This window comes from Brevundimonas sp. SH203 (assembly GCF_002157625.1).
Taxonomy (GTDB): Bacteria; Pseudomonadota; Alphaproteobacteria; order Caulobacterales; family Caulobacteraceae; genus Brevundimonas.
On the sequence record NZ_BDMM01000002.1, the window covers coordinates 562,781 to 588,753 of the forward strand.

Sequence of the window (25,973 nt, forward strand, 5' to 3'; positions counted from 1 at the left end):
GGATCAGTCGGCGCGCGCCAGCATGGCCGCGCCATAGAGTTTGGGCTCCAAACCCTTGGTCCAGAAGACCTTGCCGAGCCCTCGGGCGCAGCGGTCATAGGTTTCTGCGCGGTCGGGTCGGCGCAGTATGGCGAACAGCAGCGACAGGGCGCCCCAGACCCCGGTCTGGATCAGGCCGACCAGCATCCATTTGACGACCCTGGCCCAGTCGCCCCGGTCGGCCGCCATCTGACTGGGGCTCTGGCCATAGGCGAAGGCGCGGGTCAGGGCGTAGCGCAGGGTGGCGCGGTGCGGCGGGGCGTACTCGTCCACCCAGGCCCCAGCGGCCCAGCCGAAACGGCCGCCACGCATCATCAGGGCCGTGAACAGCCGGTCGTCCTCGCCGCCGGTCTCGTTCATCGCCACATCGAACGGCGCATCGCCGGGCAGGGCGGCGGCGCGCACCATCAGACTGTTGCCGCAGCCGTGGATGTCGTCGGTCAGGCCGATGACATCCGGTCCGTCGCGGCCGAAGAACCGCTCCAGATAGGCGGTGGTCCAGCCAGTGTTTTCCGGCACACGACCCCGGATCGGGCCGAACAGGACATCGGCGCCGGTCTGGGCCTGAGCGTGCAGCAAGGCCGCCAGCCAGCCGGGCGAGGCCGCCTCGTCATCGTCCAGAAAGGCGATCAGGGGCGCATCGGTCGCGGCCAGACCGATATTGCGCGCGGTCGCCACGCCTGGAACCGGCGCATGGGCGTAGATCAGCGGGACCGGCGTCTGGGCGCCCAGTCTTTCGACAAGGGACGCGGCCGAGCCGTCGGGATCGTTGTCGGCGACGACGACGGCGGCGATCCGGTCCAGCGACCCGACCTGGGCGAAGACCGACCGCAGGGCGCGCTCCAGACCCTCGGGCCGGCGCAGTGTGGGGATGATGACGGCGACGTCGGGGGACATCAGATCGCATCCGCATAGACGGCGGCGCGATAGAGCCTCAGCGCAAAGGCCCGCGCCTTGACCGGCAGCGCCGTCGTCAAGGCGGCCTGTTTCATCAGCCGTCGGGCGAGGGGCAGCAGAGGCAGGCGCTTCAGCGTCCGCGCGGCGCGATAGCTGGGATAGGTCTGAACGATCGCGGGGTGCAGGGCGACGACGCGCGAGAAATTGGCCGCGCCCTGATCGAACTTGCGCGCCAGGTCCTGAACCGTGTCCAGCCCCATGTGCGTCGCCGGATTATCGATGTGGACGACGGAGAAGCGACGGGACACGCGCATGGCCCATTCCACGTCCTCCCACCCCCAGCCTGTGAAGGCGGGATCGAAGGATTCGGCGGCGAAGACGTCGCGGCGAACCAGAAGGTTGGAGGTATAGACGTATTTCTCGGGCGTCAGGGCGCGGGTCGCGGCGGGCACGCACTCGGACGCCGCCGACAGGGCGCGGTGAACGGCGAAACGCGCGTCGGACGGGGCCTGGTCCAGCGAAAAGCCGCCAAAGGCCGCCGCCGGATCGCTCTCGACGACCAGGGCGCGCCAGGTCTGCAGAAACTGCGGCGTGTCGGGCCGCATGTCGCTGTCCAGAAACAGATAGGCGTGTCCGCGTGCGGCCAGGGTCAGGCGGTTTCGGCCACGCGCCCGGCCCTCGTTGGAGGACAGGGTGATCAGACGGACGGGCAGGCGCAGGGCATCCGCCGTGGCCCGAAGCCGGTCGGTCAAGGCCGCGTCCGCCGTGCCGTCGTCCAGCAGGATCACCTCGACCGCGCCGTCTAACGCCTCGGCCTCTCGATCCAGCAGTTCCATCAGTGTCTGCGGATCGTCGCGCAGGAAGGGAATCAGCACCGAAATCGTCGGCCGGGCGACCGCCCAGGCGGCGTTGTCGTGCGTGTCGGCTCCGGTCATGCGGTCACGCCGCGTCGGGCCTGGATCAGGCGGTTCAACACGTCTCGCACCCCGGCGGCGTTCAGCGTCAGCGCGGCGGCGGCATAGACCAGGCCGCCGACGCCGGCATCCATGATCAGCTCGATCAGCCCTCCCAACGGCGGCAAGACCAACACCACGGCCGCCATGACGGCCGACGCCAATCCACAGCGGATCAGAGCCTCCCACGGCACGGGCAGGGCGATGGCGCGGCGGCTGAGCAGCAGGCAGGCGATCAGGCCGATGGCGAAGCTGGCGGCCGTGGATATGGCGGCCCCGACCACGCCCAGTCGCGGGATCAGCACGAGGTTCAGCACTACATTGCTCAACGCCGGGATGGCCATCGTGACCAGCAGCAGCCCGGTCTTCTTGCCCAGGGTGAAGCCGAATCCGAAATAATAGGCGATCAGGCCGGACAGGAAGGACGAGGCCGCGATCCACGGGGTGACCAGGGCGGCGGCGTCCCTCAGATCGCGCCCGATCATCAGTTCGGCCATCGGCCGCGCCACCAGCGACAGGCCGACGGCGGCCGGCAGGCCGATCAGGATCAGCGTCGATCCCTGCTCCAGCGCCGTCTTTCGCAACGCCTCGCGCCCGCCGCGCTCCAGCGCCATGACCATGGCCGGCGCGCCCGCCGCGCCCAGCCAGATGAAGATGACGTCCAGCGTCCGGTTCGCCAGACTATAGCTGGCGTGATAGGCGCCCACCGCCGCCGCATCCATGAAGGCGGCCAGCAGGAAACGGTCGGTCGAGGCCAGCACCAGCGCCAGGGTCAGGGACGCCGCGATCGGATAGCCATAGGCGGCATAGGCCCGCAGCCGCGTGCGATCCACGGTCCCGCCCGTCGTCTGACGCAATTCGCCCGGCAGGATGAAGGGCAGGGCGAAAAGAGGGGCGATGGCCAGGCCCAGCATCGGGGAGGCGGCGCCCGCGCCCGCCACGGCGAACGCGGCCCCGACCAGGAAGCCCAGAACGGCGACCAGAATATCGACCCCGGCGGCCTTGGACACCTCGCCCGCCGCGCGGAACCGTTCCTGCGCCAGTTTGGCCAGGTTGCGCACGGGCGCGCCCGCCAGGCCGAAGGCGACCGCGACCTTGAACGCCGGCGTCAACGGCGCCAGCCACACGATCAGGGCCGCGACGGGGATGAAGGCGGCGATGATGGCGAAGGAGGTGCGATACAGGCTGGCGAAATGAGCGGCCAGGCCTTCGGGCGTCCGCTCCGCCGCCCAGAACCGCGCCATCGACGCCTCCAGCCAGCTGAACGTCACCGTATGGGCCAGGGTCGTCACCGAAAACGCCAGGGCGTAATGGCCGAAATCGGCGGGGCTGAGCAGGCGCGTGAAGACGTAGAGGGTCAGGAAGCCGACCACGCCCTGGACGATCTGGGCCGGCAGATAGCCCCAGACGCCGCGCCAGAACATACGCTGCTCGCTCAACGCACGGCCGCCCGGTCGCCCAGCAGGACGGGGATGGTCACGGCGATGATCCACAGATCCAGCCAGAAGGACTGGCGCTCGACATATTCGATGTCCAGCTGGACGCGCTCTCGCACCTGGGCCTCGGTGTCCACCGGGCCGCGTGACCCCTTGATGGCGGCCCAGCCGGTCATGCCGGGCTTGATGCGGCAACGATGGGCGTATTCGGCGACCAGCAGGGCGGATTCGGTCTCGCCCGTCTTCATGCCGATGGCGTGGGGCCGCGGCCCCACCAGCGACATCTCGCCCGACAGGACGTTGAAGATCTGGGGCAGTTCATCCAGGCTGGTGGCGCGGATGAAGCGGCCCACGCGGGTTACACGGTCGTCGTCGGCGCAGACCTGACGCGAGGCCGTGGCGTCGGCGGCCGCGTGGCGCATGGAGCGGAATTTCCACACCACGATGCTCTCGTGATTGAAGCCGTGACGACGTTGGCGGAAGAGGATGGGCCCCGGGCTGTCCAGACGTACGGCCAGGGCGACCAGGGCCATGATCGGCGCCGCCGCGATCAGGGCCAGCGATCCGATCAACAGATCCTGTATCCGCTTGTTGAAGGCGCGCCGGTCGCGATCGGCGGGGCCGTCCAGCGCGGCCAGGGGCGCATTCGCCAGACGGTTCAACACCCCGTCGCGGCCCAGCTCCGAATCGACCAGCACCGTCAGCGGATTGGGCAGGGTCTGCAGCCGCTGGGTCAGGTCGCGCACCCTCTGGCCGGCCTCGGGGTCGATGGCCAGAACGATTCGGTCGATATAGGGCATGATCCGGTGCGTCATCAGGGCGTTGGCGTCCCCCAGCACCGGGACGCCGGCGACGCTGCGCGGGGCGCGGGCCAGCCGGTCGTCGAACACGCCCAGCACATTCATGTCGCGCCGCTCCAGCGCCTGTTCGATCAGGGTCTGGGCGTTTCGGGTCGCGCCGACCACGACGATATTGGGCGACAGGGCGCCCTGCCGACGCCAGCGGGCGATCAACCCCAGCCAAACGCCATGAAGACCGATCAGGCCGACGGCGACCGTCGCCGCCCAGACGCCGACGCGGCCCAGGTCGTCTGCATCCACCGCCAGACACGCCAGCAAGGCGGCGCAGCCGGCGATCAGCCCGCACGCGGCGACGCCGACCAGATGCAGGGGCCAGGTCGTGTCGCGCGCAAAACGATAAAGCTGAAACGCCCGCAATGCGGTCAGCGCCGAGGCCGCGCCCAGCACCAGGGGCGCGACATCGACTATCATCAGGGCGCCCAGGGCGACCGGCCGGTTCGCGAAAACCACGACCAGGGTCACGCCGATCACCGCCAGCACGTCGATCAGCCGGAAATAGTGTGCCGAAAGCCGAACCGCCGAGCGCTGACGCGCGTTCAGCCAGACCTCGGGCCGGAACGGTCCCCGCGCGGCGCGCCCCCCGGCCTGCACGGCGCCGCCCTGGCCCGGCGCGTGGGCGGCGAGAGTGTCGGTGTGGTCGAGCATCAGAGTCCGGGGCCGTTTGACGAAACGCCATTCTGCCGCTTCGGCCTCTATGTCGCGTTAACATGACCGCTTTCGCGCGAACCGCATTGCGCGACGCATCAGCCTCCGCTATCGACGCCCTCGCAGGAGACGTGGCCGAGTGGCTGAAGGCAACGGTTTGCTAAATCGTCGTACCGGGTAACCGGTACCGAGGGTTCGAATCCCTCCGTCTCCGCCATTCCCTTTTCGGGCTTGGAAAAACCAGCAAATCAAGGGCTTGTCGCGAGTGCGTGTTGCATCTGGATCAGATGTAGCACCAATGCCGACCTATCTTGCCAAACGCGGCGCTGACTGCTGAGAGCCATCGCGGCGAGTTAGATGAGGGCTGCGGAAGGTCTGGGCTGTAAGGCGAACTCGCCAGACATGAGTGGAACCATCAAAGATGGGTCTCTGAGCCAGCGCTTCTCCCTATCCACTTCTGAAAAAATGGTTGTGCGTTTGTGTGCTACTTAACGGTGAAGGCGCGGCAGCTTTGCCTGTCGTCGATTTGGGAACACCTCAGCCATCTGCATCTTCTGATGTTCGGAAGATGCTCAACTTTGTTGATCTGTGGTCGAAGCGTGGAGGGCGTCGGTCCACTTTAAAAGCTCGATATTCAGGAGCGAACTGCCAGCCTTTTCATTGCGTAATGATGACTTCCGTATTTCGAAAATAACCAGCGCCAACTACTGCGCTGGCTATCTTTCTGTACTGGCGGCGCAGGTGAAGTTGGTTTCATCTGTAGTCGATCCTTCCCCCTTCCAGCGGGCCACGGCGGGGTAGGCGCATAGGGGGCGGGTGCTGAGGGTTGGGCCGGTCGGCATGTTCAGCAGGGGCGCCAGATCGTTGGCGTATTTGCTGGCGACGATTCGGTTCGGCGCTGAGCCGTCATCGACCCAGGCGTCGAGGATGGCCAGGCTGTCGAAGGCGTTTGGTCCCGGTCCGCCGAAGCAATGGCCCATTCCCGGGACCATGAAGAGGCGCGCGAACTGGTCCGTCTCATCGGCGCCCATGACGTCGCGAATCTTCTCGAAATACTGGATCGTGCCCTCGGCGGGCAGGGCCGGGTCATTCCAGCCGTGATACATCAACAGCTTGCCGCCCGACGCCTTAAAGGCCGCCATGTCCGGGTTGTCCGAGTCGGTGATCTGGGCCATCCGCGCGCGCGCCATGTCGAAGCTCTTGTCGAAATCGAACTGGTCCAGGGTCCAATCGGCGTCGTTGAAGACGAAGTTGGCGAAGAAAGAACGGGCGAAATCGGGGTGCTGGGCCGCATCGCCGGTGATCCACAGATCCCAGCCCGCGCGCTGGGCCTCGCCGCCCGGCGCGAAGCCGGGATAGAGGGCGGCGCCGGTCAGTCCCCGTCGCGGGCCGCCGTAAAGGCTCTGCACCGCTGAGAGCTGTTCGGGGGTCAGGCAGCCCTGCGCCGCATCACGGCTGCACAGGATCGAGGCGGGGTCGAAGCGGCACTGACGCGGGTCTTCGATCACGCCGTCCTTGACGCCGTCCAGGGCGTCGCAGCTTTCGAGAGCGGCGGACTGAAGGCGGTTCAGGTTGGCGGCGTTCAATCGGCTGGCCGGGTTCTGATGCGCAACCTTCCAGGACCAGGCGAAGCTGGTCATCAGACGTGTCCAGGCCGCGCCCGGCGCGCCGGCCACAATCCCATCGAAGTCGTCGGGATAGCGTTGGGCCGCCATCAGCGCCTCGCGTCCGCCGTCCGAACAGCCCTGGAAATACGAAAGGCGAGGCGCGTGACCATAGTAGGCGGCGATGATGGTCTTGGCGGCGGCGGCTGTGACGTGGTTGGCGCGATAGCCGAAGTCGATGATGCGTTCCGGCTGGTTCAGCGCCCAGGCGGCGGTCTTGCCGTCCGCTCCTGGCTCGACATGGCCCATGTCGGTGGCCGCAACGGCGTAGCCCCGCGCGAGGGCGGGACGCATCGACAGCCGGGGCGGGCCGAGCGATCCCCCGAAGCCCGCGTTGCCCATGGCTGCAAACTTGCCGTTCCAGCCTTCGGCCGCAGGCAGCCAGACCTCGGAGTGAATCTCCGACCCCGCAACAGGCGTCAGGGTGAGCGAGACCCGACAGTAGGGCGTCGAAACGGGCAGGGCCGGAAGACCGAAGGCGTCGATCGGCTGACGGTCGCCTGGCTTCATCGTCATCGCGGCGTCGATCCGCACATGGGGCGACCGAAGACCCAGCAGGGCCGCGCAGCGCGGATCGACGGCGGACGCGGCCGGGGCGGACGGCGTGCTCGTCTGGGCCTGAGCGGCGCAGGCGAAGGCGAGAACGGCAAGGGCGGCGGCGCCGGCGAGGCGGGTTCGGGTCATCATCGGCTGATCTTTCAGCGAGAGGGATGAGGAGGAAGGGCGCGGGCGGCGATGTCGGCGACCATCCGGGCATGGGCGCGTCGATCGATGGGATAGAGGGCGATCAGCCCGGCCGAGATCAGGGTTCCGGCCAGGGGCGCCCAGAACATCAGGTTCTTGATGCTCTGCAGGGTTTCCGGGCTCTGGGCGACATTGGGGGTATAGCCGAAATGGGTCAGGGCCAGACCAAGGGCCCCCGCGCCCAGTCCCAAGGCCACCTTCTGCCCCAGAACCGTCAGGCCGAAGACCAGGGACTCGGTTCGCACGTCGGTTCGCCATTCGCCGTATTCGACGGTGTCGGGCAGCATGGACCAGAAACAGACCACATAGGCCGCCGCTCCGATCGCCTGCAGCACCAGCGCGCTGAACAGCAGCGCCAGCGACTGACCGTCGGCGGCGTGCCACAGCACCAGGCCTGTGACGGTCGGCGCCGCACCGACCAGCCAGCTGTTGCGCTTTCCAATCAGACGCAGGGCGACCGCCCACAGAGGCGTGGCCAGCACGATGGTCAGGGCCATGACGCCCAGGGCCATGCTGCCAAGCTCGGCGTTTCCGACGATATATTTGAAATAATACAGTAGGTTCTTGGAGAACATGGTGGTGGAGAAGGCGCTGATGACGATGGCCGCCAGCAGAAGGTGAAGCGCCCGATTGGCGGAAAGACTGCGCCAGGCCTCCTTGAAGGGACGTTGAGGCGGGTCTGCCTGATCCGCGACGTCCAGACCCCGGCTGCCCCAGGCCGCCGTCAGAAGACAGGCCGTCGCAACCACGCCATAGGCGGCGCCGAGGATGAGCCATCCCTGTCGACCGCCGACGCCGTCCCCCATCGCTGAGGCCAGGGGCAGGGTGAGCGTGGCGACGATGATGGCGGCCAATGCGCCGCAGACCATGCGGAAGCCGGTCAGATCCCCGCGCTGGGCGCTATCGGTCGTGACGCGCGCGAAAAGCGAGGCGTAGGGAATGGCGACGACCGCATAGAGTGTGCGGAAGACAAGCTGACTGAACAGGGCGAAGGCGACCGCCCCCGCTGTCTGGGCGCCGGGGCCGGCAAACAGGACCACGAAGGCCGGCGCCAGCACAGGACCGCCCAGCACCAGATAGGGGCGGTAGCGTCCCCAGCGGCTGCGCGTGCGGTCGGCGACAAGCCCCACGATCGGGTCCATCGCCGCATCCCAGATCAGCGCGATCATATAGATGAGGCCCGCCGTCTGCGCCGGCAGACCCACGACGTCCGTGTAGAAGAACAGCAGGTAAAGCTGCGTCATCTGCCAATACAGATTGCAGCCGCAATCCCCGATGCCGATCGCCAGCTTGCGGCCTGTCGATATCCGCCCTGGCGTCGTCGCGATGTTTCCCATTCTCAGCAACCCCTTACAGACCCAAGTTTTTTAGCTGGACATGCGTCCGCCTGATTTTTTATTGTGCAAGTGTATAACGAGTTTTGCGCAAGGTCGATAGACGAATGCAGCACCTGATGTTTGACATTGACGGCCCCCGGTTTGTCGACGCCCAAGGGCGGCACGCCATTCTGCGCGGCGTCAACCTTGGCGGCGACACCAAGGTCCCTCTCAGCCATGCGGGACTGAACCCGCCACGCGACTTTTCAGACCATCGCGACGTCAGTTTCATCGGCCGACCCTTTCCTCTCGAAGAGGCGGACGAGCATCTGGGCCGCATCCGGCGGTGGGGGTTCAATGTCCTGCGTCTGCTGACCACCTGGGAGGCGGTGGAGCATGCCGGGCCGGGTCAGTATGACGAGGCCTATCTGGACTATCTGACCGCCGTCTGCGCCAAGGCCGCCGAACACGAACTGGCTGTCTTCATCGATTTTCACCAGGATGTCTGGAGCCGGATGAGCGGCGGCGATGGCGCGCCGGGCTGGGTGTTCGAGGCCGTGGGCCTGAACCTGGAAGCCTTTGACGCGGCCGACGCGGTGCATGTGATGCAGCAGCGTTACGACTACGCCTCGCCTGAGCGCCGCCAAGAAGACCGCTATCCGATGATGAGCTGGCCTCGGAACTATCAGATGCCGGTCAACGGGATCATGTGGACCGCCTTCTTCGCCGGCGCGGCCCTGACGCCGGATTGGCGGGCAGGCGGGCGCAATGTGCAGGATTTGCTGCAGGAAACCTATCTGGGCGCGGTGCGGGCGGTGGCGGAACGCCTGCGTGATCTGCCCAACGTCCTGGGCTTCGACAGTCTGAACGAGCCGAGCCTGGGCTGGGTCGGTCAGCCCCTGTCGCGGCGACGGACCGGGCCGGACGCGGATTGCGCCATGCCCGTCTGGCCCGGCCCGTCATGGACGCCTCTGGATGGATTGAAGGTCGCGCGCGGTCTGTCGGCAAGCGTGCCGATCATGGCGCGCGGCGAGGGGCGTGAGATGCAGGTGGCGGGCGAAAGCCTCGTCAATCCCGATGGGGTCTCGATCTGGCTGGAAAACGCAGCTGATCCCTTCGAGGCGGCGGGAGCTTGGTCTGTTGTCGATGGCGAGGCGATGGCGAGGGACGAGGATTTCTTCCGCGTCAAGGACGGCCGCGTGCTGGATCACGAACGGGATTTCATGGCGCCCTTCTTCGCGCGGGTAGCGGCGACGATCCGCAGCGTTCGGCCTGACTGGCTGTTGTTCGGTGAGATGTGCCCCTACCTGATGTTGCAGGGAAAGACCTTCCCTCGGCCGATGCCGGAGCGCACCGTCAACGCAAGTCACTGGTACGACATCGAAATTCTGGGGACCAAGCTGTACGACCCGGATCAGGATCATGGCGGAGACCGCCAGAGGTACGAGTTCCAACTGGGCTTCATTCGCGCCATGGGCCTGTCCATGCGCGACGGCGGCGCGCCGACCCTGATCGGCGAGTTCGGCATTCCCTATGACCTGAACCACGGTCAGGCCTTCGAACGCTGGGCGGATGGCGAGCGCGGGGCCGGCGTCTGGCGTGCGCACTCCCAGGCTCTGGGCGTCATGTATGATGCGATGGACGGGCTGCTGCTGTCCTCGACGCAGTGGAACTATTCCGCCGGCAACCGGAACGATCTTCGTATCGGCGACGGCTGGAACCAGGAGGATCTGTCGATCTTCTCGCGTGACCAGACCACAACGGCCGACGATCCGGCGTCCGGCGCGCGGGCGCTGGAAGGTTTCTCACGCCCCTACGTTCAACGTGGGCAGGGGGTGATCACGGCGATGACGTTCGAAGGCGGCGCCGACACGCTCACGGCGATGATCGATGTCGATCCCGGCATCGACGCCGCGACCGAAATCTTTGCGCCCCACTGGCGCTATCCCGACGGCGTGTGCGTCGCGACCTCTGGCGTCGAGGCGGAGTGGAGCCATGATTCGCTTCGACAAGTCGTCGTCGTGAAGGCGCTTGCTGCGGGCCGACTGAAGATTGTCGTGAGCCCGGTCGCGGACTGAACGAAAGCGGGATCAGACGGCTTTCCCGCCTGATCCCGTCGTCGTCATCGTCCAGAGGCCTGCGCGTCACGCAGCCGGGTCAGGGCGTCCAGCCGCTCGACCTGCGGCAAGGCCCCGGCCCTGACGCCCTGGTTCTCGATCAGAAGAACACGATCGGACCGAACCTCATAGCGCGGCCAGGCGGGTCTGTCGGCGGCGTCGGGGCGGCCGTCGCGGGCGAAGGCGATCCAGTAGTCGGCCATGGTGTCGGCGATCCGCTGATCCGCCTCGGTGAAGTCTCCCTTCATCCGGCCCAGGGTGTCGAAGCTGAAGGGCACGTCGGTGGCGTGGCCCGCGCCCGCCGTGTCGCGGCGTTTGGCCTCTGGCACATAACGGAAGCTGTAGAGCCAGACCGGGCGATCCTTCGCTGAGTCCAGCGCTGCAAGACGACGCGCCGGTTCGATGAAGGTCAGTTCGGAGGGCATGTTGGCGTTCAGTCGGTCACGATCGCCATAGACGGCCATCAGGGCGTCCCGCGACACGCCGACGTCCGCTATCGTTCGATCCGCCAGCATCCCCCGGAACAGGGCCGGGATGACGCCCAGCTCCATGTCGGTGGCGCCGATGACCATAGGCACGTCGGCCTGGGCGCCGCGTGCAAAGGCGTCCATCACCTGCGATGCGACAAGGCGGCCGTCGATCATGGGGCCGGAGTAGGTGTCCTTCTCAGGCGTCAGCAAATCCAGCCGTCCCTTGACCTTGTCCGCCGGAATGGCGCGCAGGTCGGCGACGGTCGCGTCCCGCAGATTTTGCGACGCGGCGAAGGCGACGCCCACGCTTTCGGCCGAGCGGGCGCCGTCGGCGGCCTGCAGCGTCGGCCATTGGTCGCGGCCCCCGCCGGACTGGACGATGGCGCGATGGAACAGGCCGCGCGCCTGCGGAATGTTCATCAGCTGCAACACCGATCCGCCCCCCGCCGACTGACCCATCAGGGTCACGCGGTTCGGGTCGCCGCCCAGGGCCGCGATATTGTCGTGAACCCATTTCAGAGCCGCGACCTGGTCCATCAGGCCGTAGTTGCCGGTGGGTTCGGCGCCGGCTTCGGCCGTCAGGGCGGGGTGGGCGAAGAAGCCGAAGCGGCCCAGACGATAGTTGAAGGTGACGACCACGGCGCCGCGCGCAGCCAGCCGGGCGCCGTCGAAGATGGGCTGGCTGCCAGAGCCCATCACGAAGCCGCCGCCGTGAATCCAGACGATCACCGGCGCCGGCCCGCCCGTGTGCGCCTTGGGCGTCCAGATGTTCAGGGTCAGGCAGTCCTCGCTGACGGGCAGCCGGGTCTGGGTGTCGTCCCACATCGGGCGCGACTGGATGCAGTCGTCGCCATAGGCCGCGGCGTCGCGCACGTCCGTCCAGCGGGGCGCGGGGCGGGGCGCGCGCCAGCGCAGGTCGCCTGTGGGAGGCGCGGCGTAGGGAATGTTCTTGAATGACAGGACCGCGCCTTCGTCGACCCCGCGAACCGGCCCCTGGGCGATGCGCATGTCAACGGATGGTCCGGCGGTCGCCACGGCGGCGACTGGACCCTGAGCGCAAGCGCCGACAGCGGCGAGGGTCAGGCCGAGGCCAAGGGCGATCAAGCCGAGACGACTTCCGGGGTGTCTTGTGGGCGAGGTCATAGAAGGTGGTTCTCCCGATCGATGCGGCGCGCAGGGCGCGTCGCTTGCAAATTACGCTATGCAGATGCATAATGAATGTCGAGCGGGTTTTGACACTGCGGCGAATGTCGTTCGGAATGGCGCGCTGGATTAACGATTTCGAGCAGGCGTTTTGGTCAAGGTGAACCTTAGAGTCCAACAGCGGGAAGCCACGCAGGCCAGTCTGTTGCAGGCCGCGTTGGAAGTTTTCTCCGAAAAGGGGTTCGACGGCGCTTCGACGCGCGAGATCGCGGCCCTGGCCGGGGCGCATAACGCACTGATAAAATATCACTTCTCCAGCAAGGACGCCCTTTGGCGCGCCGCCGTGGCCTTTCTGTTCGAGCGACAGGCCAGGGAACTGGCCATGCCGCGCCACGACGATCCGGCCTATCCCGACTTCAGGGCCTATGCCCGGGCCGTGATCCGCGCCGTCGTCCTCTATTACGCCAAACACCCCGAGCACGCCCGTCTGATGGTGCAGGAGAGCATGCGCGAGAACGAGCGTCTGAACTGGGCCGTGGATGCCTTCATTTCGGACATCAGCCGCGTGTCGGGCCGGTTCATCGAGATGTGCAAGCGCGAGGGCATCCTGCCGGACGTCTCGACGCCGGCGCTCGTCTATATCTTCGTGGGGGCGGCCCAGACCTTCTATGCGCTGGCGCCGGAGGTGCGGCGCGTCTGGAACATCGACCCTGCCGACCCTGCCGTCATCGAGGCCCACGCCGACGCCTTGATCAAGGTGCTGGTGCGCTGAGGCGCGCCGCCGACATCATTCAAAATAACCAACGAAGGAAACGACCATGATCCGCAACATCGCCCTCGCCACCGCCCTGGTCCTGACCGTCGGCGCGACGTCCGCCCTGGCGCAAGCAACCGCCCCGGCGACGGCCGCGCCTGCCGCCGAAGCCACGGCCGCGCCCCGCTTCACGGTCGACACCACCATGGCCGAGCTGATCGCCGATCCTCAGGCCAAGGTCGTCGTCGGAGCCTTCTTCGAGAAGCGCCGGATCGCCGCAGGCGCGCCTGCGATGACGCCGGAGGAGTCCGCCGGTCTGGCCGAGATGATCGGCGGCCTGTCGCCCCGTCAGTTGGCGGAGTTCCCGCAGGCCAATCTGGACGACGCAGCGGTCGCCGAGCTGGACGCCTTGCTGCGCGCCATCCCGGCGCAGCCCGCCCACTGAAGACTTCGTTTCAGGCCGGGCCTCATCGCCTGGCCTTGCCGAGACCATCGGCCGTTCAGACAGCGGAGAGGACCCCGCCATGTCGATGCTCAAGCTTGTCTTGGCGGGGTTCGCCTGTCTTGCCGTCGCAGGAACGGCGCAAGCCGGGACGATCGACCGTCCTTCGGCCCTGGCGGTCGACGGCGCGGTCAATCCCATCGGAATCGATGCGTCTCGGCCGCGCCTGTCCTGGCGTCCCCCAGCGGGTCGGACCCAAGGCGCCTATCAGCTGCGTGTCGGGGTTTCCGAACAGGCGCTCCTGGCGGGCCAGGTCGTCTGGGACACCGGCCGGACGACTTCAAGCGACGCCGTGGCGGTCGTCTATCAGGGGCCTGTTCTGTCCTCGCGTGAGCGTCGCGTCTGGCAGGTGCGGACCTGGGACGGCCGGGGCCGCGCCTCGCCCTGGAGCGATGTCGCTTCGTGGGAAATGGGGCTCTTAGGTCCGTCGGACTGGACGGGGGCCTGGATTCAGCGAAACGCCGAGGCGCCCAAGGGATGGTCGGACGCCACGGTGAGCGTCGATTTCACCCTCAAGGGCCGCCAGTTCGACATTCTGTTCCGCGCCTCGCCGGAAGGAAAGACCTATGGCGAGGCCTATGTCTGGCGGATTGGCGAGGGGGACGGGGGAGGGGCCGTATTGAACGCCCAGGTCCGTCGATACCCAGGGGGAACGCGGGCCTCGGTCAATCAGACGACGCTAAGGACCATCGACCTGGGCATGACGGCCGACGATCTGCGCCAGCGCCGTCACAGCCTGAGCATCGAGGCCGTGGGCGACCGCATCCTTACGCGGCTGGATGGCCGCACGATCGATGAAATGCATGACGGGTCGCAAAAGCAGGGCACGGTGGGCCTGCTGTCCGCCGCTCCCGACGCGGCCGTCATTCACCGTCTGGCGGTGGCGCCCGTGGACGGCGAACCGTGGGCGACCGACTTCGCCGATGGCGACAATCCTTTGTCGGGCGGAAGCCTTGGACCCGATGGGCTGATCCTGGCGTCAGGCGTGCCGACCAAGGACATCGTGATTCCGCTGTCTCATCCCGCCCCGCTGTTGCGCCGATCCTTCCAGCTCGGCGCCGACCAGATCGCTTCGGCGCGCCTCTACGTCGCCGCGGGCGGATGGGCGGATCTGACCGTGAACAATCGGGCGGTCTCCGAACTGCCCATGGCGCCCGGCTGGACCGACTACGGCAAGCGGGTGCTCTATCAGACCTATGACGTGACCAGCCTGTTGCAGGCGGGCGAGAACGTCCTGGCCGCCGAACTGGGACGCGGATGGTACGGCGTGACCGAGCCGAACGAATGGTATTTCCACAAGGCCCCCTGGCATGCCGAGCCGTCGCTGCGCGCCCAACTGGAGATCGTGTTCGTCGACGGCCGGCGCCAGGTCGTGACGACCGGACGCGATTGGGTTACGGCCGATGGGCCGACGCTGCACGACTCCATCTATGCGGGCGAGCGTTATGACGCTCGTCGGGCGCCTGCCGGATGGCGGTCGTCGGGCTTCGTCGGCGAGGGATGGACGCCCGCGCTTGAGACGGCCGGCCCCGCAGGCGCGCTGGCGGCGTCATCGGCCGAACCCATTCGACCCGTGGAGACCGTCTCGCCCGTCGGCCGCGTGGAGATCAGGCCGGGCGTCTGGGTGTTCGACTTCGGGCGCATCCTGACCGGCCGGCCTGTTCTGCGCTGGAAGGGCGCCGCCGGGCGGACCGCCACCTTGGTCCTGACGGAAAAGAAGAACGCGGACGGCTCGGCCCAGACGACCAGCGGCCTGATCGATGCGCAACTCCAGACCTATCGCTACACCTTCGCGGGGCGGGATGTGGAGACCTGGGCGCCGCGTTTCAGCTATGCGGGCTTCCGCTATGTGCAGGTCGAGGGCTTGGATCGTGCGCCGGACGAGGGGATGCTTTCGGCCGAAATCATCCATTCCGACGTGCCCTTCATCGGCGCCTTCGAAAGCGGCGAGCCGCTTTTGAACCGCATCCAGCAGGCGTCCCGGAACGCCTTGCTGAACAATATGCACGGACTGATGAGCGATACGCCCAGTCTGGAGAAGAACGGCTGGACCGGGGATGGCCAGGCCTCGGCCGGAGCGGCCGGCGTCAACTTCGACATGGCGCGGGTCTGGACGAAGTGGCTGGCCGATTTCCGGGACGCCCAGGCCGTCAGCGGCGAACTGCCCGAGATCGTGCCGTCGACGCCCTATTACGGGTTCGACCAAACGCCGGGCTGGTCCTACATCTGGGGGCCGACCCCCGCCTGGGATGCGGCCCTGTTCGTCATCTCGGACGATCTGGTGCGCTACTATGGCGACGAGCGGGTCGTCGCTGATCTGTACGAGGTGCAGAAGCGGTTGGTCGACTACACCTCGACCTTCATCAAGTCGCCGGATTTCACCTATTCGCGGGGGCTGGGGGACTATGCCGGGATAGGGCCGTTCGGCCCGACGGACGCGACCTCCAGCGCCTATTATTTCCATATGGTCTCCACCCTGGCGCGGAACGCGGCGCGTCTGGGGCGAACGGAGGACGCCGCGCATTATCAGGCCCTGGCCGCCGATGTGCGTGACGCCTACAACCGAAAATACTGGGATGCGCAGACCCATCGCTATGTGACCCCGGCCGTCGCGGGCGGTCCGACGCCTCCGTTCAGCCAGACCCAGAACATCCTGCCGCTGGCGTTCGGCATGGCGCCGTCGGGCGAGGCGCAGAACATAGCGGACGCCGTGGCGGCCGATCTTGAGGCGCGCGATTACGCCCTGACCATGGGCGTCTATCCCCTGCGCCATGCGCTGACGCTTTTGACGGACTATGGACACGTCGACACCGTTTATCGCGTCGTGACGCGCACGGATCAGCCGAGTTGGGGCTTCTGGCTGGCCAACGACATCTCGACGATGCTGGAGGGCTGGGGGCTGAATTCGCGATCCTGGAACCACCACTATTTCGCCTCGGTCAGCGACTGGTTCTACAAGGGGTTGGCGGGCATACGGCCGGGATCGCCGGGCTATGCCGATGTGGTCATCCGTCCCGCCATGCCCCAGGCGCTGGACCACGCCTCGGGACGGATCGAGACCCGGAGAGGCGAGGTGCGTTCCGCCTGGCGCAAGGCGGGCGACGCCGTCGTGCTGGATGTGACCATCCCCGGCGCGACCCGGGCCGAGGTCTGGCTGCCTAACGGAGGCGAACGTCTGAAGCGCGCCCCGCGCGGGTCACGCTTCCTGCGTGTCGAACAGGGACATGCCGTGTATTCGGCGCCGCCCGGCGCCGCCACCTTCACGTTCGCGTTGAAATAAGGGCCGACCATGACCCCCGCGTCTCTATCGGAAGCGATCACGGACCATGCGCAGAAGGCCGGGGATCGGCCTGCGCTGATCGAGGGCGGGGTCTCTCTGACCTATGCCGGGCTGGACCTGTTGCTGAACAGGGCTGCGGCCGCTCTGCGAAGAGATGGGCTTTCCGCCGGTGATCGCGTCGCCCTGCTGGGTGAGCCGAGCATCCAATATGTCGCGGCCTTCCTTGCCGCAGTCAGGGCCGGGATCACGCCGGTTCCGCTGGCGCCAAGCGTCACGGACGAAACCCTGGCGTCCATGCTGGAGGACGCAGGGCCGCGGCTGGTCTTCTCCGACGCCAGTCAATCCGCGCGGCTCGGCGCCGAGGCGACACGCGGTGCTGTCGTCACCCTCGATGGGTCGCACGGCGGCGCGCCCTGGGCGGAGTGGCTGGAAGGCGAGGGGACGGCGTTCGTTCTCGATCCGGTCGCTCCGAGTGCGCCCTTCAACATCATCTATTCGTCCGGCACGACGGGCGTGCCGAAAGGCATCGTCCATTCGCACGCGATGCGTGAAGGCCAGATGGCGGCGCTTGGCGGGCTTTTCGCGCCTGAATCCGTGACGCTTTTGACCACGCCCCTCTATTCGAACACGACCTTGGTGATGCTGCTGCCCGCGCTGCGAACAGGCGGTTCGGTCGTCATCATGCGCAAGTTCGACACAGCCGTTTTCCTGAACATGGCCCAGAAGCACCGCGTCACCCACGCCATGCTGGTGCCGGTCCAGTATCAGCGCCTGATGGCCGAGCCCGCCTTCGACGACGCCGATCTCTCCGCCTTTCAGATCAAGTTCTGCACCAGCGCGCCCTTCTCGGCGGAGCTGAAGTCCGAGGTTCTGCGGCGGTGGCCGGGCGGGCTGCTGGAGATTTTTGGAATGACCGAAGGGGGCGGAACCTGTTTCCTGCCCGCCCATCTGTTTCCCCACAAGCTGCACACGGTCGGCATGCCCGCGCCGGGTTCGGACATGCGCATAATCGACGAGGCCGGGGTCGAGCAGCCGATCGGCGAGATCGGCGAGATCGTCAGCCGCTCTGACATGATGATGGCCGGTTACAACAATCGCCCGGAAGCCACGGCGGCCGGTCTTTGGACCGCGCCGGACGGCCGCGCTTTCATTCGTACCGGTGATCTGGGGCGCTTCGACGCCGAGGGCTTCCTTCAAATCGTGGGCCGCAAGAAGGACATGATCATTTCGGGCGGCTTCAACATCTATCCGATCGACCTTGAGGTTCAGATCGACGCGCATCCTGACGTGGCCGAGTCCGCAGTCATCGGCGTGCCGGACGCCAGATGGGGCGAGACGCCGATGGCCTTCGTTGTGCGAAGAGAGGGGGCCGTGATCGAGGCCGAAGCCCTGCGCGTCTGGGTCAACGAACGGCTGAGCGCGGTGCAGCGGATTTCAAGGATCGCCTTTCTGGACGCCTTGCCGCGAAACGGCCTGGGCAAGGTGCTGAAGACCGCGCTGGCGGAGACCGTCGCCCCCTGAAAAGGGGGCTCAGTCCTGCGGCCGGGCCAGACCCTGGACTTCGAGCCAGTTCAGCAGGTCTTTGATCCAGAAGTCGCTGCTCTTGCCCTGTCGGTTCATGCCGAACCCGTGTCCGCCGTCGGCATAGACGTGCAGTTCGGGCCGGGTGCCGCCTTCCGCTGCGGCCTGATAGAATCGCAGCACAGTGGGTTCGGCCAGTTTGTCGTCGCCGGCCACCGCCAGGAAGACGGGCGGCAGATGAGAGGGCAGGGGATCGTCATTGAAGGCGGCGCCGTAGATCAGACCGCCGAAGGCGGGACGGGCGGCGGGCTCAGGCGAGAGCAAGGCGCCTGCTGTGACGCGCGCACCGGCGGAAAAGCCGATCATCCCGACCTTGGTCCGATCGACGCCCCATTCGGCCGCCCTTTCACGCACCAGGTTCAAGGCCTGAAGGCCGTCGGCGACCGCTGGTCCTGCGGCCTCGTCGAGGTTGAGCCGTCCCCCGGAGCGCGCCGCCTCGGCCATGAACAGAAAGAACTGGTGCCAGTGCGCTCCATCGTCGACTGGCGTCTCCAGGGTGCGGTATTTGAGAACGAAAGCCGTCACGCCATGCTGGGCCAGGGTTCGGGCGACGGCGCGCCCCTCCGCCTCGATCGTCAGATAACGGAAGCCGCCGCCAGGCGCGATGACGACGGCGGCCCCCGTCGCTGTTCCCGGTTCCGGTCGAAACACCTCCAGGGTCGGCCGGGTGACATTGCGAACGACCTCGAACCCGCCGCCCGGAAAACGGCTGACGACTTCGTTCTGTCGCGCGTTTTCCGCGCCCGGCGCGACGCCGCGCCAGACAGCGACGGTCTGAGCCGAGACGGGAAAGGCCAGTACGAGAGCGGCCAGGGCGCTGATTCCCAGGCGCGGGAAGAGGGACGGCATGAGCGAGGCCTCTGAAAAATCGAGTGTGGATCAGTGCGCAAACTATCGCTTCGATTTTTCGTTATGCAAACGCTCAAATTAATCTTGACGGATTTTTCGGAATGTCAGAACCTCGGTCCACAATCTGGGACGACGGATCAACCGTCGCCGGGAGTGCGTGGCGGCCGGAAGAACCGGCCGACTGTCCAGGAACACCCGCGTGAAGGCGGGGACGGGCCTATCAGGCCCTGGGGAAACGAAATGCGAAATGCATCCTTGAATGCAAAGCTGCTGGCGACCACGGCGTTGGTCTTTTTCAGCTTGTCGGCAGCCCATGCCGCATCCGCCCAAACGCGGGCTCCGAAGGCTGAGGCCGAGGCGGAGTCTGCAGCGCAGGTGGACGATGTGGTGGTGACGGGCACGCTGCTGCGCGGCGTGGCGCCGACGGGCACGAACGTCGTCAGCCTGGCGCGCGAGGACGTGATCGCGACCGGCGCGGCTTCGTCAAACGACCTGCTGGCGCGCATTCCGCAGATTTCCAACGCCTTCAACAGCGCGCCGCAGCCGGGCGGGACCATCGCGCTTCCGATCAATCGCCCGAATATCCGCAATCTCGGCGCTTCCGGCGGCTCGACCACCCTGGTGCTGTTGAACGGTCATCGCATGGTCGGTGCGGGGATTTTGCAGACCTCGCCCGATCCCTCGGTCATTCCCCCGGCCGTGCTGGAGCGCGTCGAGGTGATCCCCGATGGCGGCTCGTCCATCTATGGTTCGGACGCCATCGGCGGCGTGGTCAACTTCATCACGCGCAAGGCGTTCGATGGCGTTGAAGCGGCCGGTCGATACGGCTTCGCCGATGGTTACGACCAGTTCGACCTGAACCTGACGGCCGGCAGGACCTGGCGCGGCGGCTCGGCCATCGTGGCCTACACCTATGCCGAACACAGCAATATCGCCGGGGCGGATCGCGATTACTTCATCCAGGATCTGCGCGCGCGTGGCGGGAGCGACTTCCGCTCCAAGGCCTGCTCGCCGGGCACGATCACCACGCCTAATCCGTTTTCCCCCCTGTTGCCGGGCGTCGACTATGCGCTGCCGGGGCGCACGCCCGGAACCAACCTGTGCGATGAAGCCAAGGCCATCGACCTCTATCCCGAAGAGACGCGCCACAGCCTTTTCGCCACGGTTTCCCACGATCTGAACGAGCGCCTGGCCTTCGACGTCACGGCCTATTACGCGCAGCGGGAGACGGGCCGACGGGGCATCTCTGCGGCGGAGGGAACGGGTATTCGCGGAGGCGGGTTGATCGCCATCACGAACCCCTATTTCCGGCCCATCGGAACCGAACTCGGCCACAACGTCACCTTCAACTACGCCGACGCCTGGGGCGCGGCGGCCCCCAAGAACACCAGTCGGTTCACGTCCGCCGGGGTCACGCCTTCGCTGACCTACCAGATCAACGACGACTGGCGGCTGAAGGGTGCGCTCAACTGGGGACGCAGCACGAACCTGGTCCGCACATGGCAGATCAACACGGCCGCCGAGGCGGCGGCCTTGGCCGGAACGACGACGGCGACCGCGCTCAACCCCTATGATGTCGGTGCGACCAATGCCGATGTTCTGCGCAAGATCATCGACTTCCAGAGCTATGGCCATTCGACGCAGGAAATCCGCGAGGCGCGCGCCGTCGCCGACGGCGGCCTGTTCGCCCTGCCGGCCGGGGAGGTGAAGCTGGCGGTCGGCGTCGAATATCATGAGGAGACCATCAAGGCCCAGCAGGGAACGGGCGCCCCCTCCGCGCTGAACCTGGCGAGCAGTTCCGCCAAGCGTGACGTGACTTCGGTCTTCGCCGAAATCCTCGCGCCTGTGTTCGACAGCCCGGCCTATGGCGCCTTGGATCTGTCGGCTTCGGTTCGCTACGACAGCTACAGCGATGTGGGCGACACCACCAATCCCAAGATCGGCTTCAACTATCGGCCCACGGCCAGCCTGACCGTGCGGGGCAACTGGGGCACATCGTTCCACGCGCCTAGCCTTTCCGATATGGGCGACGGCGTGGACACGCGGGTCCAGGTCATCAACGCCAGTCCCTGGCTGCCCGCAGGCGCGCCCTTCACCGACCTGTTCCGGCCGACGCTGATCCTGGCGGGCGGCAACGCCAATCTGAAGCCCGAGACGGCCGACACCTGGTCGCTGGGCGTCGATTGGCGGCCCCAGGGCGCTCTGGAAGGGGTGAAGGCCAGCCTGACCTACTTCAACGTCGCCTTTGAGGATGCGATCGGCCTGGCGCCCTTCCTGCGGGGCGCGCCCTTCTACGCCGATCCCGCCTATGCGCCCTATTATGTCTTGAACCCGACCCTGGCCCAGGCGACCGCACGGACGGCGGGGCTGGCCGTGGACGGCGCCCCCAGCATCGCTTCGCTCTATGCCGGGTTCCTGACGCCCGCCGTGCTCATCGACGCGCGTCGCAACAATCTGGGCGTCCTGGATGTGGATGGTCTGGACTTCAACTTCGAATATGCGCGGCCGGCGTCGTTCGGCCTGTGGCATGTCGGTCTGGCCGGGACCTACAACCTGAACCGTGAAAGCCGCGCCATCGCCGGGGCGCCCAAGACCAACGAGTTCGACAACGGCGCCAGCCGCTACTCTCTGGTCGGATCGGCGGGGGTGGTCGCGGGCCCTGTCATGGGAGAACTGACGGTCAACCACAGTGCGTCCGCCGACATGGCCAACGGGGTCGGCCAGACCCGGATCGGCAGCTTCACGACGGTCAACCTGTTCGCCGCCTATGATCTGAATCTGGGGGGCGCGTTCAGCGACACGTCCGTGACCTTGAATGTCGACAACCTCTTCGACGAGGAGCCGCCGTTCTACAACGCAGCGGGAGGCACGGCGAACGGCTCCACCCTGGGCCGTCTGGTCTCGATCGGCGTGCGCAAGGCCTTCTGAACCTCCTGAGCCTGCGGTTCCTTCTGACCGTCTGCTCACTGACTGGCCGGTGCGGATCAGCGTCCGCATCGGCCTTCTTTTTTTGAGGCGTCTTCATGCGACCAACCCTTCTTCAACGCCTTCTCGTCGGCGTGGCCGTCGTCGCCCTGACCACAACCTCGGCCGTGTCCGCCCCGACATCGGAGGCGGCTCCCACTGTTGCATCCGTCGCGTCTCCAGAGGCGCGCGCCGAGGCTCTGATCGCGCGAATGACGGTCGAGGAGAAGGTGGGCCAGGTCAGTCAGCAGTTCGTTCTGGGCAGCGCGGGGCCGGTCGAGGCTCGCGTGCGCGCCGGTCAGTTGGGGTCTCTGCTGTTCGTGCGCGACCCGGTGGTCGCCAACCGCCTGCAGAGGATGGCGGTGGAGGACACCCGCCTGGGGATTCCGCTGCTGTTCGGATATGATGTCGTCCACGGCTTGCGCACCGTGTTCCCGGTTCCGCTGGGGATGGCCGCGACCTGGAACCCGACCCTGGTGGAGCAGTCCCAGAGCGTCGCGGCGACAGAGGCGCGCGCGGTCGGCATCCACTGGACCTTCGCCCCCGCCCTGGATATGACCCGTGATCCGCGATGGGGCCGCATCGTCGAAGGGCCGGGCGAAGATCCCTATCTGGCTTCGGTTCTTGCGCGCGCCCAGGTGCGCGGTTTCCAAGGCGAGCGCCTGGGCCAGCCGGGCCGCATAATCGCCGGACCCAAGCACTTCCTCGGGTATGGCGCGTCCGAAGGCGGGCGGGACTACGACAGCGTCAACCTGTCGGACAACCAGATCCACAACCTCTATTTGCCGCCGTTCAGGGCGGCCGTCGACGCGGGCGCGGCCAATATCATGAGCGCCTACATGGAGTTCAACGATGTGCCGGCCGTGGCCAATCGCGGCCTGCTGAACGACTTGCTGCGGCGGGAGCTTGGCTTCGACGGCTTCGTCGTTTCCGACGCCAATGCGGTGCGCAGTCTGATTCCACAGCATTTCGCGACCGACGCGACCAACGCCGCCATTCGTTCGATCCGCGCCGGCAACGACATGGAGATGGCCATGGGGGCGGGGGCCTATGACAATCTGGCCGCCGCCGTTCGGGACGGAAAACTGGATGAGGCGGTCCTTGATCGCGCCGTCCGCCGTATTCTGATCGCCAAGTTCAGGATGGGTTTGTTTGAAAATCCCTATGTCGATGCGTCGCAGGCGGAATCGGTTCTTCAGGCGCCCGACCATCGGCGGGTGGCGCGACAGGCGGCTGAACAGGCCATGGTTCTGTTGCAGAACAGGGACGGGCTTCTTCCCTTGCAGCGCGGCGCGCATCAGCGGGTCGCCGTCATCGGACCCATGTCGGATTCGCTCGTCGATACAGTCGGGCCATGGTCCTTTGCCGACAGGCCGGAGGACACGATCACCCTCTTCAAGGGCCTCAAGGCCAAGCTGGAAGGCGTCGCCCAGGTCGAGACCGCGCCGGGGGTGCAACTGCGGCGAGGAACGACCTCCATGTTCGCGATCATGCGCCCTATGCCGCCGCGTTGGGACGCCGCCCGAGCGGAGGCGGAATACGCCCGCGCGCTGGACCTGGCGCGGCGCTCGGATCTGGTCATCCTGACCATAGGCGAGGACTTCTACATGAGCGGCGAGCAGGCCTCGCGCGCCTCCCTGTCACTGCCGGGCGACCAGCAAAGGCTGATCGACGCCGTGACCGCCTTGGGCAAGCCAGTGGTCATGGTGATGATCAACGGCCGTCCGCTGGACATCAGCAAGGCCTCGCAGCAGGTCCCGGCGATCCTGGAGGCCTGGCATCCCGGTTCCGAAGGCGGGGCGGCGATCGCCAATGTGCTGTATGGCGACGTGAATCCCGGCGGCAAGCTGCCGATCACCTGGCCTCGCGACGTCGGCCAGATTCCGATCTACTACGCCCATAATCGAACCAAGGACCCGGCGACCATCGACACCCGCTACTGGGATCAGACGTCGACGCCGCTTTTCCCGTTCGGCTTCGGGCTCAGCTATACGGACTTCCAGTTTTCGGACATCACGGTGGACCGGCCGGTCGTTCGCGCCGACGGCGCCGTTGTCGTCTCAGTCGTGGTCGCCAATACGGGCGCACGGGCCGGTGATGAAACGGTCCAACTCTACATCCACCAGCGCGCGGGCCGCGCGACCCGCCCGGTTCGCGAGTTGAAGGGCTTTCAACGTATCTCTCTGGCCGCCGGAGAACGCCGCACCCTAAGCTTCACACTTGGCGAGGCCGAACTGAAGTATTGGAGCGCGACGGAGCGGGCCTGGGTGGTTGATCCGGGCGTGTTCGACGTCTGGGTCGGCGGGGACTCCCGTGCGGAGTTGCATACGACCTTCGAACTTCAGTAATCGAACGACACGCCATGCGAGAAAGCCCGGACGTCTGCGACGCCCGGGCTTTTTCCTTGTGACGCATTGCAGGCTCAGGCGGCCGTGTTGGGCCGTCCCAGCGATGAACCCTTCCAGCCGTACCAGGCGACGACCGCGAAACAGAGGGCGGGCAGGAGGAAGGCGTAGTTCGCGCCGTAGAGATCGGCGATCCGCCCCATGGGCCAGGGCAGCAGCACGCCGCCGCCGATGGCCATCACCATCAGGGACGAGGCTTTCTTGGCGCGGGCGCCCAGTCCGGCGGTGCCCAGGGCGAAGATGGTGGCGAACATGGTCGACATGAAGAAGAAGGTGGCGATCAGGGCGACGGCGGAAACCTTGTCTATGCCTGCGACGACGACAAGCGTCAGCGCCACATTGATCAGGCCATAGATCGTCAGAAGCTTGCGGGGCGAAACGCGCAGCAGAAGCGCCGTCGCGGCGAAACGGCCGACCAGATAGCCGATGGCCCCCAGGGACAGCATGAAGGCGCCCTCCTGCGAGGTCAGGCCCTGCCATTTGTGCGTCACCAGGTTGATGAAATAGGCGCCGATGCCGACCTGGGCGCCGATGTAGAGCGCCTGTGTGATCACGCCTGCGATGAAGTGCGGCTGGCGGGACAGGGGGCGGTCCCGGCCGTCGTCCAGGTCGCTTTCGCCGTGGTCGGACAATCCGGTTTCAGGCAGGCGCGCACGCCAGACCACGGCCGCGAAGACCAGAACCGCCAAGGCGATCAAACCGTACACGATCTGGATCGAACGGGTGGTTCCGCCCAGAGCGGCCGTTGTCGCCGGACTGAAGAATACGGCGCCGCCGATGAGCGGTCCCATGAAGACGCCCAGCGCATTGAACGACTGCGCCAGGTTCAGGCGCTGGGCCGCCTTGGCCGGGTCGCCCAGGACGTTGACATAGGTGTCGGCGGAGGTCTCCAGCACGCACAGGCCCGCCGCCAGAACGAACATCGAGCCCACAAACGGCAGGAAGGTCCCCGCGGCGGCGGCCGGAATGAAAAGCAAAGCCCCGATCGCCGTCAGGCAAAGGCCGGACACGATGCCGAACCGATAGCCTCGGGCATGCAGCAGGGCGCCTGCGGGAAGGCTGAGCAAGAGATAGGCGCCGAAATAGGCGATCTGCAGCCACGAGCTGTCCGCCTGGCTGATGCTCAGCGTCTCCTGGAAATGCTTGTTCAGCACATCCAGCAGACCGTAAGCCAACCCCCAGATCAGAAAACAGCCGATAGCGAACGCCAGCGGGCCACGAAGACTTCCTGCAGGCGGCGTCGCGCCTTCGGGCGTGGAGCCCGCGTCGAATTCAGTAGTCATGTCGTCCTTCCTGTTCCCCCAGAGCCGTCCTCGACTTGATGCGGGCGTGGACGAATGGAGCAGGTGCGGGC

At 66.6% G+C, this 25,973-nt stretch carries 16 protein-coding genes and 1 tRNA gene; 8 read left to right on the plus strand and 9 right to left on the minus strand.

All coding sequences use genetic code 11. The features are described 5' to 3' along the window. Positions 1-3 precede the first annotated feature (3 nt). The 4 genes from SH203_RS06735 to SH203_RS06750 are packed head-to-tail and all read right to left on the minus strand — an operon-like array spanning position 4 to position 4,830. The gene (locus SH203_RS06735) at positions 4-936 is read right to left on the minus strand and encodes a glycosyltransferase family 2 protein (RefSeq protein WP_087120068.1); all 933 of its coding nucleotides are present in this window, start codon (positions 934-936) and stop codon (positions 4-6) included. Continuing rightward, on the minus strand, positions 936-1,871 hold the full coding sequence (locus SH203_RS06740; protein WP_087120069.1) for a glycosyltransferase family A protein: 936 nt from the start codon (positions 1,869-1,871) through the stop codon (positions 936-938). Before SH203_RS06740 ends, SH203_RS06735 begins: the two co-directional genes overlap by 1 nt. Then, positions 1,868-3,328: a lipopolysaccharide biosynthesis protein gene (locus SH203_RS06745; RefSeq protein ID WP_307190375.1), complete on the minus strand. Its 1,461-nt coding sequence runs from the start codon at positions 3,326-3,328 to the stop codon at positions 1,868-1,870. The genes SH203_RS06740 and SH203_RS06745 overlap by 4 nt, the downstream gene beginning before the upstream one ends. Next, positions 3,325-4,830 (minus strand): exopolysaccharide biosynthesis polyprenyl glycosylphosphotransferase, encoded by a 1,506-nt coding sequence (locus SH203_RS06750; RefSeq protein ID WP_087120071.1) that lies wholly within the window; start codon positions 4,828-4,830, stop codon positions 3,325-3,327. Before SH203_RS06750 ends, SH203_RS06745 begins: the two co-directional genes overlap by 4 nt. A gap of 125 nt (positions 4,831-4,955) precedes the next feature. On the opposite strand from SH203_RS06750, the gene SH203_RS06755 reads away from it, so the two are divergent. Then, positions 4,956-5,047: transfer RNA gene (locus tag SH203_RS06755), tRNA-Ser, on the plus strand. 499 nt (positions 5,048-5,546) lie between these two features. Here the strand turns inward: SH203_RS06755 and SH203_RS15500 are convergent. Beyond that, positions 5,547-7,181 carry a tannase/feruloyl esterase family alpha/beta hydrolase gene (locus tag SH203_RS15500; RefSeq protein WP_087120072.1) on the minus strand — a complete coding sequence of 545 codons (1,635 nt, stop codon included), beginning with the start codon at positions 7,179-7,181 and terminating at the stop codon, positions 5,547-5,549. Between the two features lie 11 nt (positions 7,182-7,192). Beyond that, positions 7,193-8,575 carry an MFS transporter gene (locus SH203_RS06765; protein ID WP_087120073.1) on the minus strand — a complete coding sequence of 461 codons (1,383 nt, stop codon included), beginning with the start codon at positions 8,573-8,575 and terminating at the stop codon, positions 7,193-7,195. Between the two features lie 116 nt (positions 8,576-8,691). Here SH203_RS06765 and SH203_RS06770 point away from each other — a divergent pair, with 116 nt between their 5' ends. Next, positions 8,692-10,632 carry a cellulase family glycosylhydrolase gene (locus SH203_RS06770; protein WP_234989407.1) on the plus strand — a complete coding sequence of 647 codons (1,941 nt, stop codon included), beginning with the start codon at positions 8,692-8,694 and terminating at the stop codon, positions 10,630-10,632. Positions 10,633-10,676: 44 nt separating this feature from the next. Here the strand turns inward: SH203_RS06770 and SH203_RS06775 are convergent, their stop codons facing one another. After that, positions 10,677-12,149 (minus strand): carboxylesterase/lipase family protein, encoded by a 1,473-nt coding sequence (locus SH203_RS06775; protein WP_159457543.1) that lies wholly within the window; start codon positions 12,147-12,149, stop codon positions 10,677-10,679. A 295-nt stretch (positions 12,150-12,444) separates the two neighbouring features. Between SH203_RS06775 and SH203_RS06780 the strand changes: the two genes are divergently transcribed. The 4 genes from SH203_RS06780 to SH203_RS06795 all read left to right on the plus strand — a co-directional run bounded on the left by SH203_RS06780 (position 12,445) and on the right by SH203_RS06795 (position 18,341). Then, positions 12,445-13,056, plus strand: coding sequence for a TetR/AcrR family transcriptional regulator (locus tag SH203_RS06780; RefSeq protein ID WP_087120203.1), 612 nt, complete (start codon positions 12,445-12,447; stop codon positions 13,054-13,056). A gap of 46 nt (positions 13,057-13,102) precedes the next feature. Continuing rightward, on the plus strand, positions 13,103-13,483 hold the full coding sequence (locus SH203_RS06785) for a hypothetical protein (protein WP_087120076.1): 381 nt from the start codon (positions 13,103-13,105) through the stop codon (positions 13,481-13,483). A 79-nt stretch (positions 13,484-13,562) separates the two neighbouring features. Further along, positions 13,563-16,820 (plus strand): family 78 glycoside hydrolase catalytic domain, encoded by a 3,258-nt coding sequence (locus SH203_RS06790; protein ID WP_087120077.1) that lies wholly within the window; start codon positions 13,563-13,565, stop codon positions 16,818-16,820. A gap of 9 nt (positions 16,821-16,829) precedes the next feature. After that, a complete protein-coding gene (locus tag SH203_RS06795) occupies positions 16,830-18,341 on the plus strand; it encodes a class I adenylate-forming enzyme family protein (protein WP_087120078.1) in 1,512 nt (503 codons plus the stop codon). Positions 18,342-18,350: 9 nt separating this feature from the next. Here the strand turns inward: SH203_RS06795 and SH203_RS06800 are convergent, their stop codons facing one another. After that, on the minus strand, positions 18,351-19,250 hold the full coding sequence (locus SH203_RS06800) for an alpha/beta hydrolase (protein ID WP_087120079.1): 900 nt from the start codon (positions 19,248-19,250) through the stop codon (positions 18,351-18,353). A 240-nt stretch (positions 19,251-19,490) separates the two neighbouring features. Here SH203_RS06800 and SH203_RS06805 point away from each other — a divergent pair, with 240 nt between their 5' ends. Together SH203_RS06805 and bglX are read left to right on the plus strand one after the other, a co-directional pair. Then, complete coding sequence (locus tag SH203_RS06805) at positions 19,491-22,178, plus strand: TonB-dependent receptor domain-containing protein (RefSeq protein WP_159457544.1); 2,688 nt, start codon at positions 19,491-19,493, stop codon at positions 22,176-22,178. Between the two features lie 95 nt (positions 22,179-22,273). Then, positions 22,274-24,562, plus strand: coding sequence for a beta-glucosidase BglX (bglX, locus tag SH203_RS06810; RefSeq protein WP_087120081.1), 2,289 nt, complete (start codon positions 22,274-22,276; stop codon positions 24,560-24,562). Positions 24,563-24,636: 74 nt separating this feature from the next. Here the strand turns inward: bglX and SH203_RS06815 are convergent, their stop codons facing one another. Then, positions 24,637-25,902, minus strand: a complete 1,266-nt coding sequence (locus SH203_RS06815) for a sugar MFS transporter (RefSeq protein WP_087120082.1) — start codon at positions 25,900-25,902, stop codon at positions 24,637-24,639. Between the last annotated feature and the right edge of the window lie 71 nt (positions 25,903-25,973).

Bases quoted from the DNA above. Each gene is read 5' to 3' on its own strand.
- SH203_RS06765 (WP_087120073.1), bottom strand. From the start codon at position 8,575: ATGGGAAACATCGCGACGACGCCAGGGCGGATATCGACAGGCCGCAAG.
- SH203_RS06785 (WP_087120076.1), top strand. From the start codon at position 13,103: ATGATCCGCAACATCGCCCTCGCCACCGCCCTGGTCCTGACCGTCGGC.
- SH203_RS06795 (WP_087120078.1), top strand. From the start codon at position 16,830: ATGACCCCCGCGTCTCTATCGGAAGCGATCACGGACCATGCGCAGAAG.
- SH203_RS06815 (WP_087120082.1), bottom strand. From the start codon at position 25,902: ATGACTACTGAATTCGACGCGGGCTCCACGCCCGAAGGCGCGACGCCG.
- SH203_RS06790 (WP_087120077.1), top strand. From the start codon at position 13,563: ATGTCGATGCTCAAGCTTGTCTTGGCGGGGTTCGCCTGTCTTGCCGTC.
- SH203_RS06735 (WP_087120068.1), bottom strand. From the start codon at position 936: ATGTCCCCCGACGTCGCCGTCATCATCCCCACACTGCGCCGGCCCGAG.
- bglX (WP_087120081.1), top strand. From the start codon at position 22,274: ATGCGACCAACCCTTCTTCAACGCCTTCTCGTCGGCGTGGCCGTCGTC.
- SH203_RS06805 (WP_159457544.1), top strand. From the start codon at position 19,491: ATGCGAAATGCATCCTTGAATGCAAAGCTGCTGGCGACCACGGCGTTG.
- SH203_RS06770 (WP_234989407.1), top strand. From the start codon at position 8,692: ATGTTTGACATTGACGGCCCCCGGTTTGTCGACGCCCAAGGGCGGCAC.
- SH203_RS06775 (WP_159457543.1), bottom strand. From the start codon at position 12,149: ATGCGCATCGCCCAGGGGCCGGTTCGCGGGGTCGACGAAGGCGCGGTC.
- SH203_RS06800 (WP_087120079.1), bottom strand. From the start codon at position 19,250: ATGCCGTCCCTCTTCCCGCGCCTGGGAATCAGCGCCCTGGCCGCTCTC.
- SH203_RS06750 (WP_087120071.1), bottom strand. From the start codon at position 4,830: ATGCTCGACCACACCGACACTCTCGCCGCCCACGCGCCGGGCCAGGGC.
- SH203_RS15500 (WP_087120072.1), bottom strand. From the start codon at position 7,181: ATGATGACCCGAACCCGCCTCGCCGGCGCCGCCGCCCTTGCCGTTCTC.
- SH203_RS06740 (WP_087120069.1), bottom strand. From the start codon at position 1,871: ATGACCGGAGCCGACACGCACGACAACGCCGCCTGGGCGGTCGCCCGG.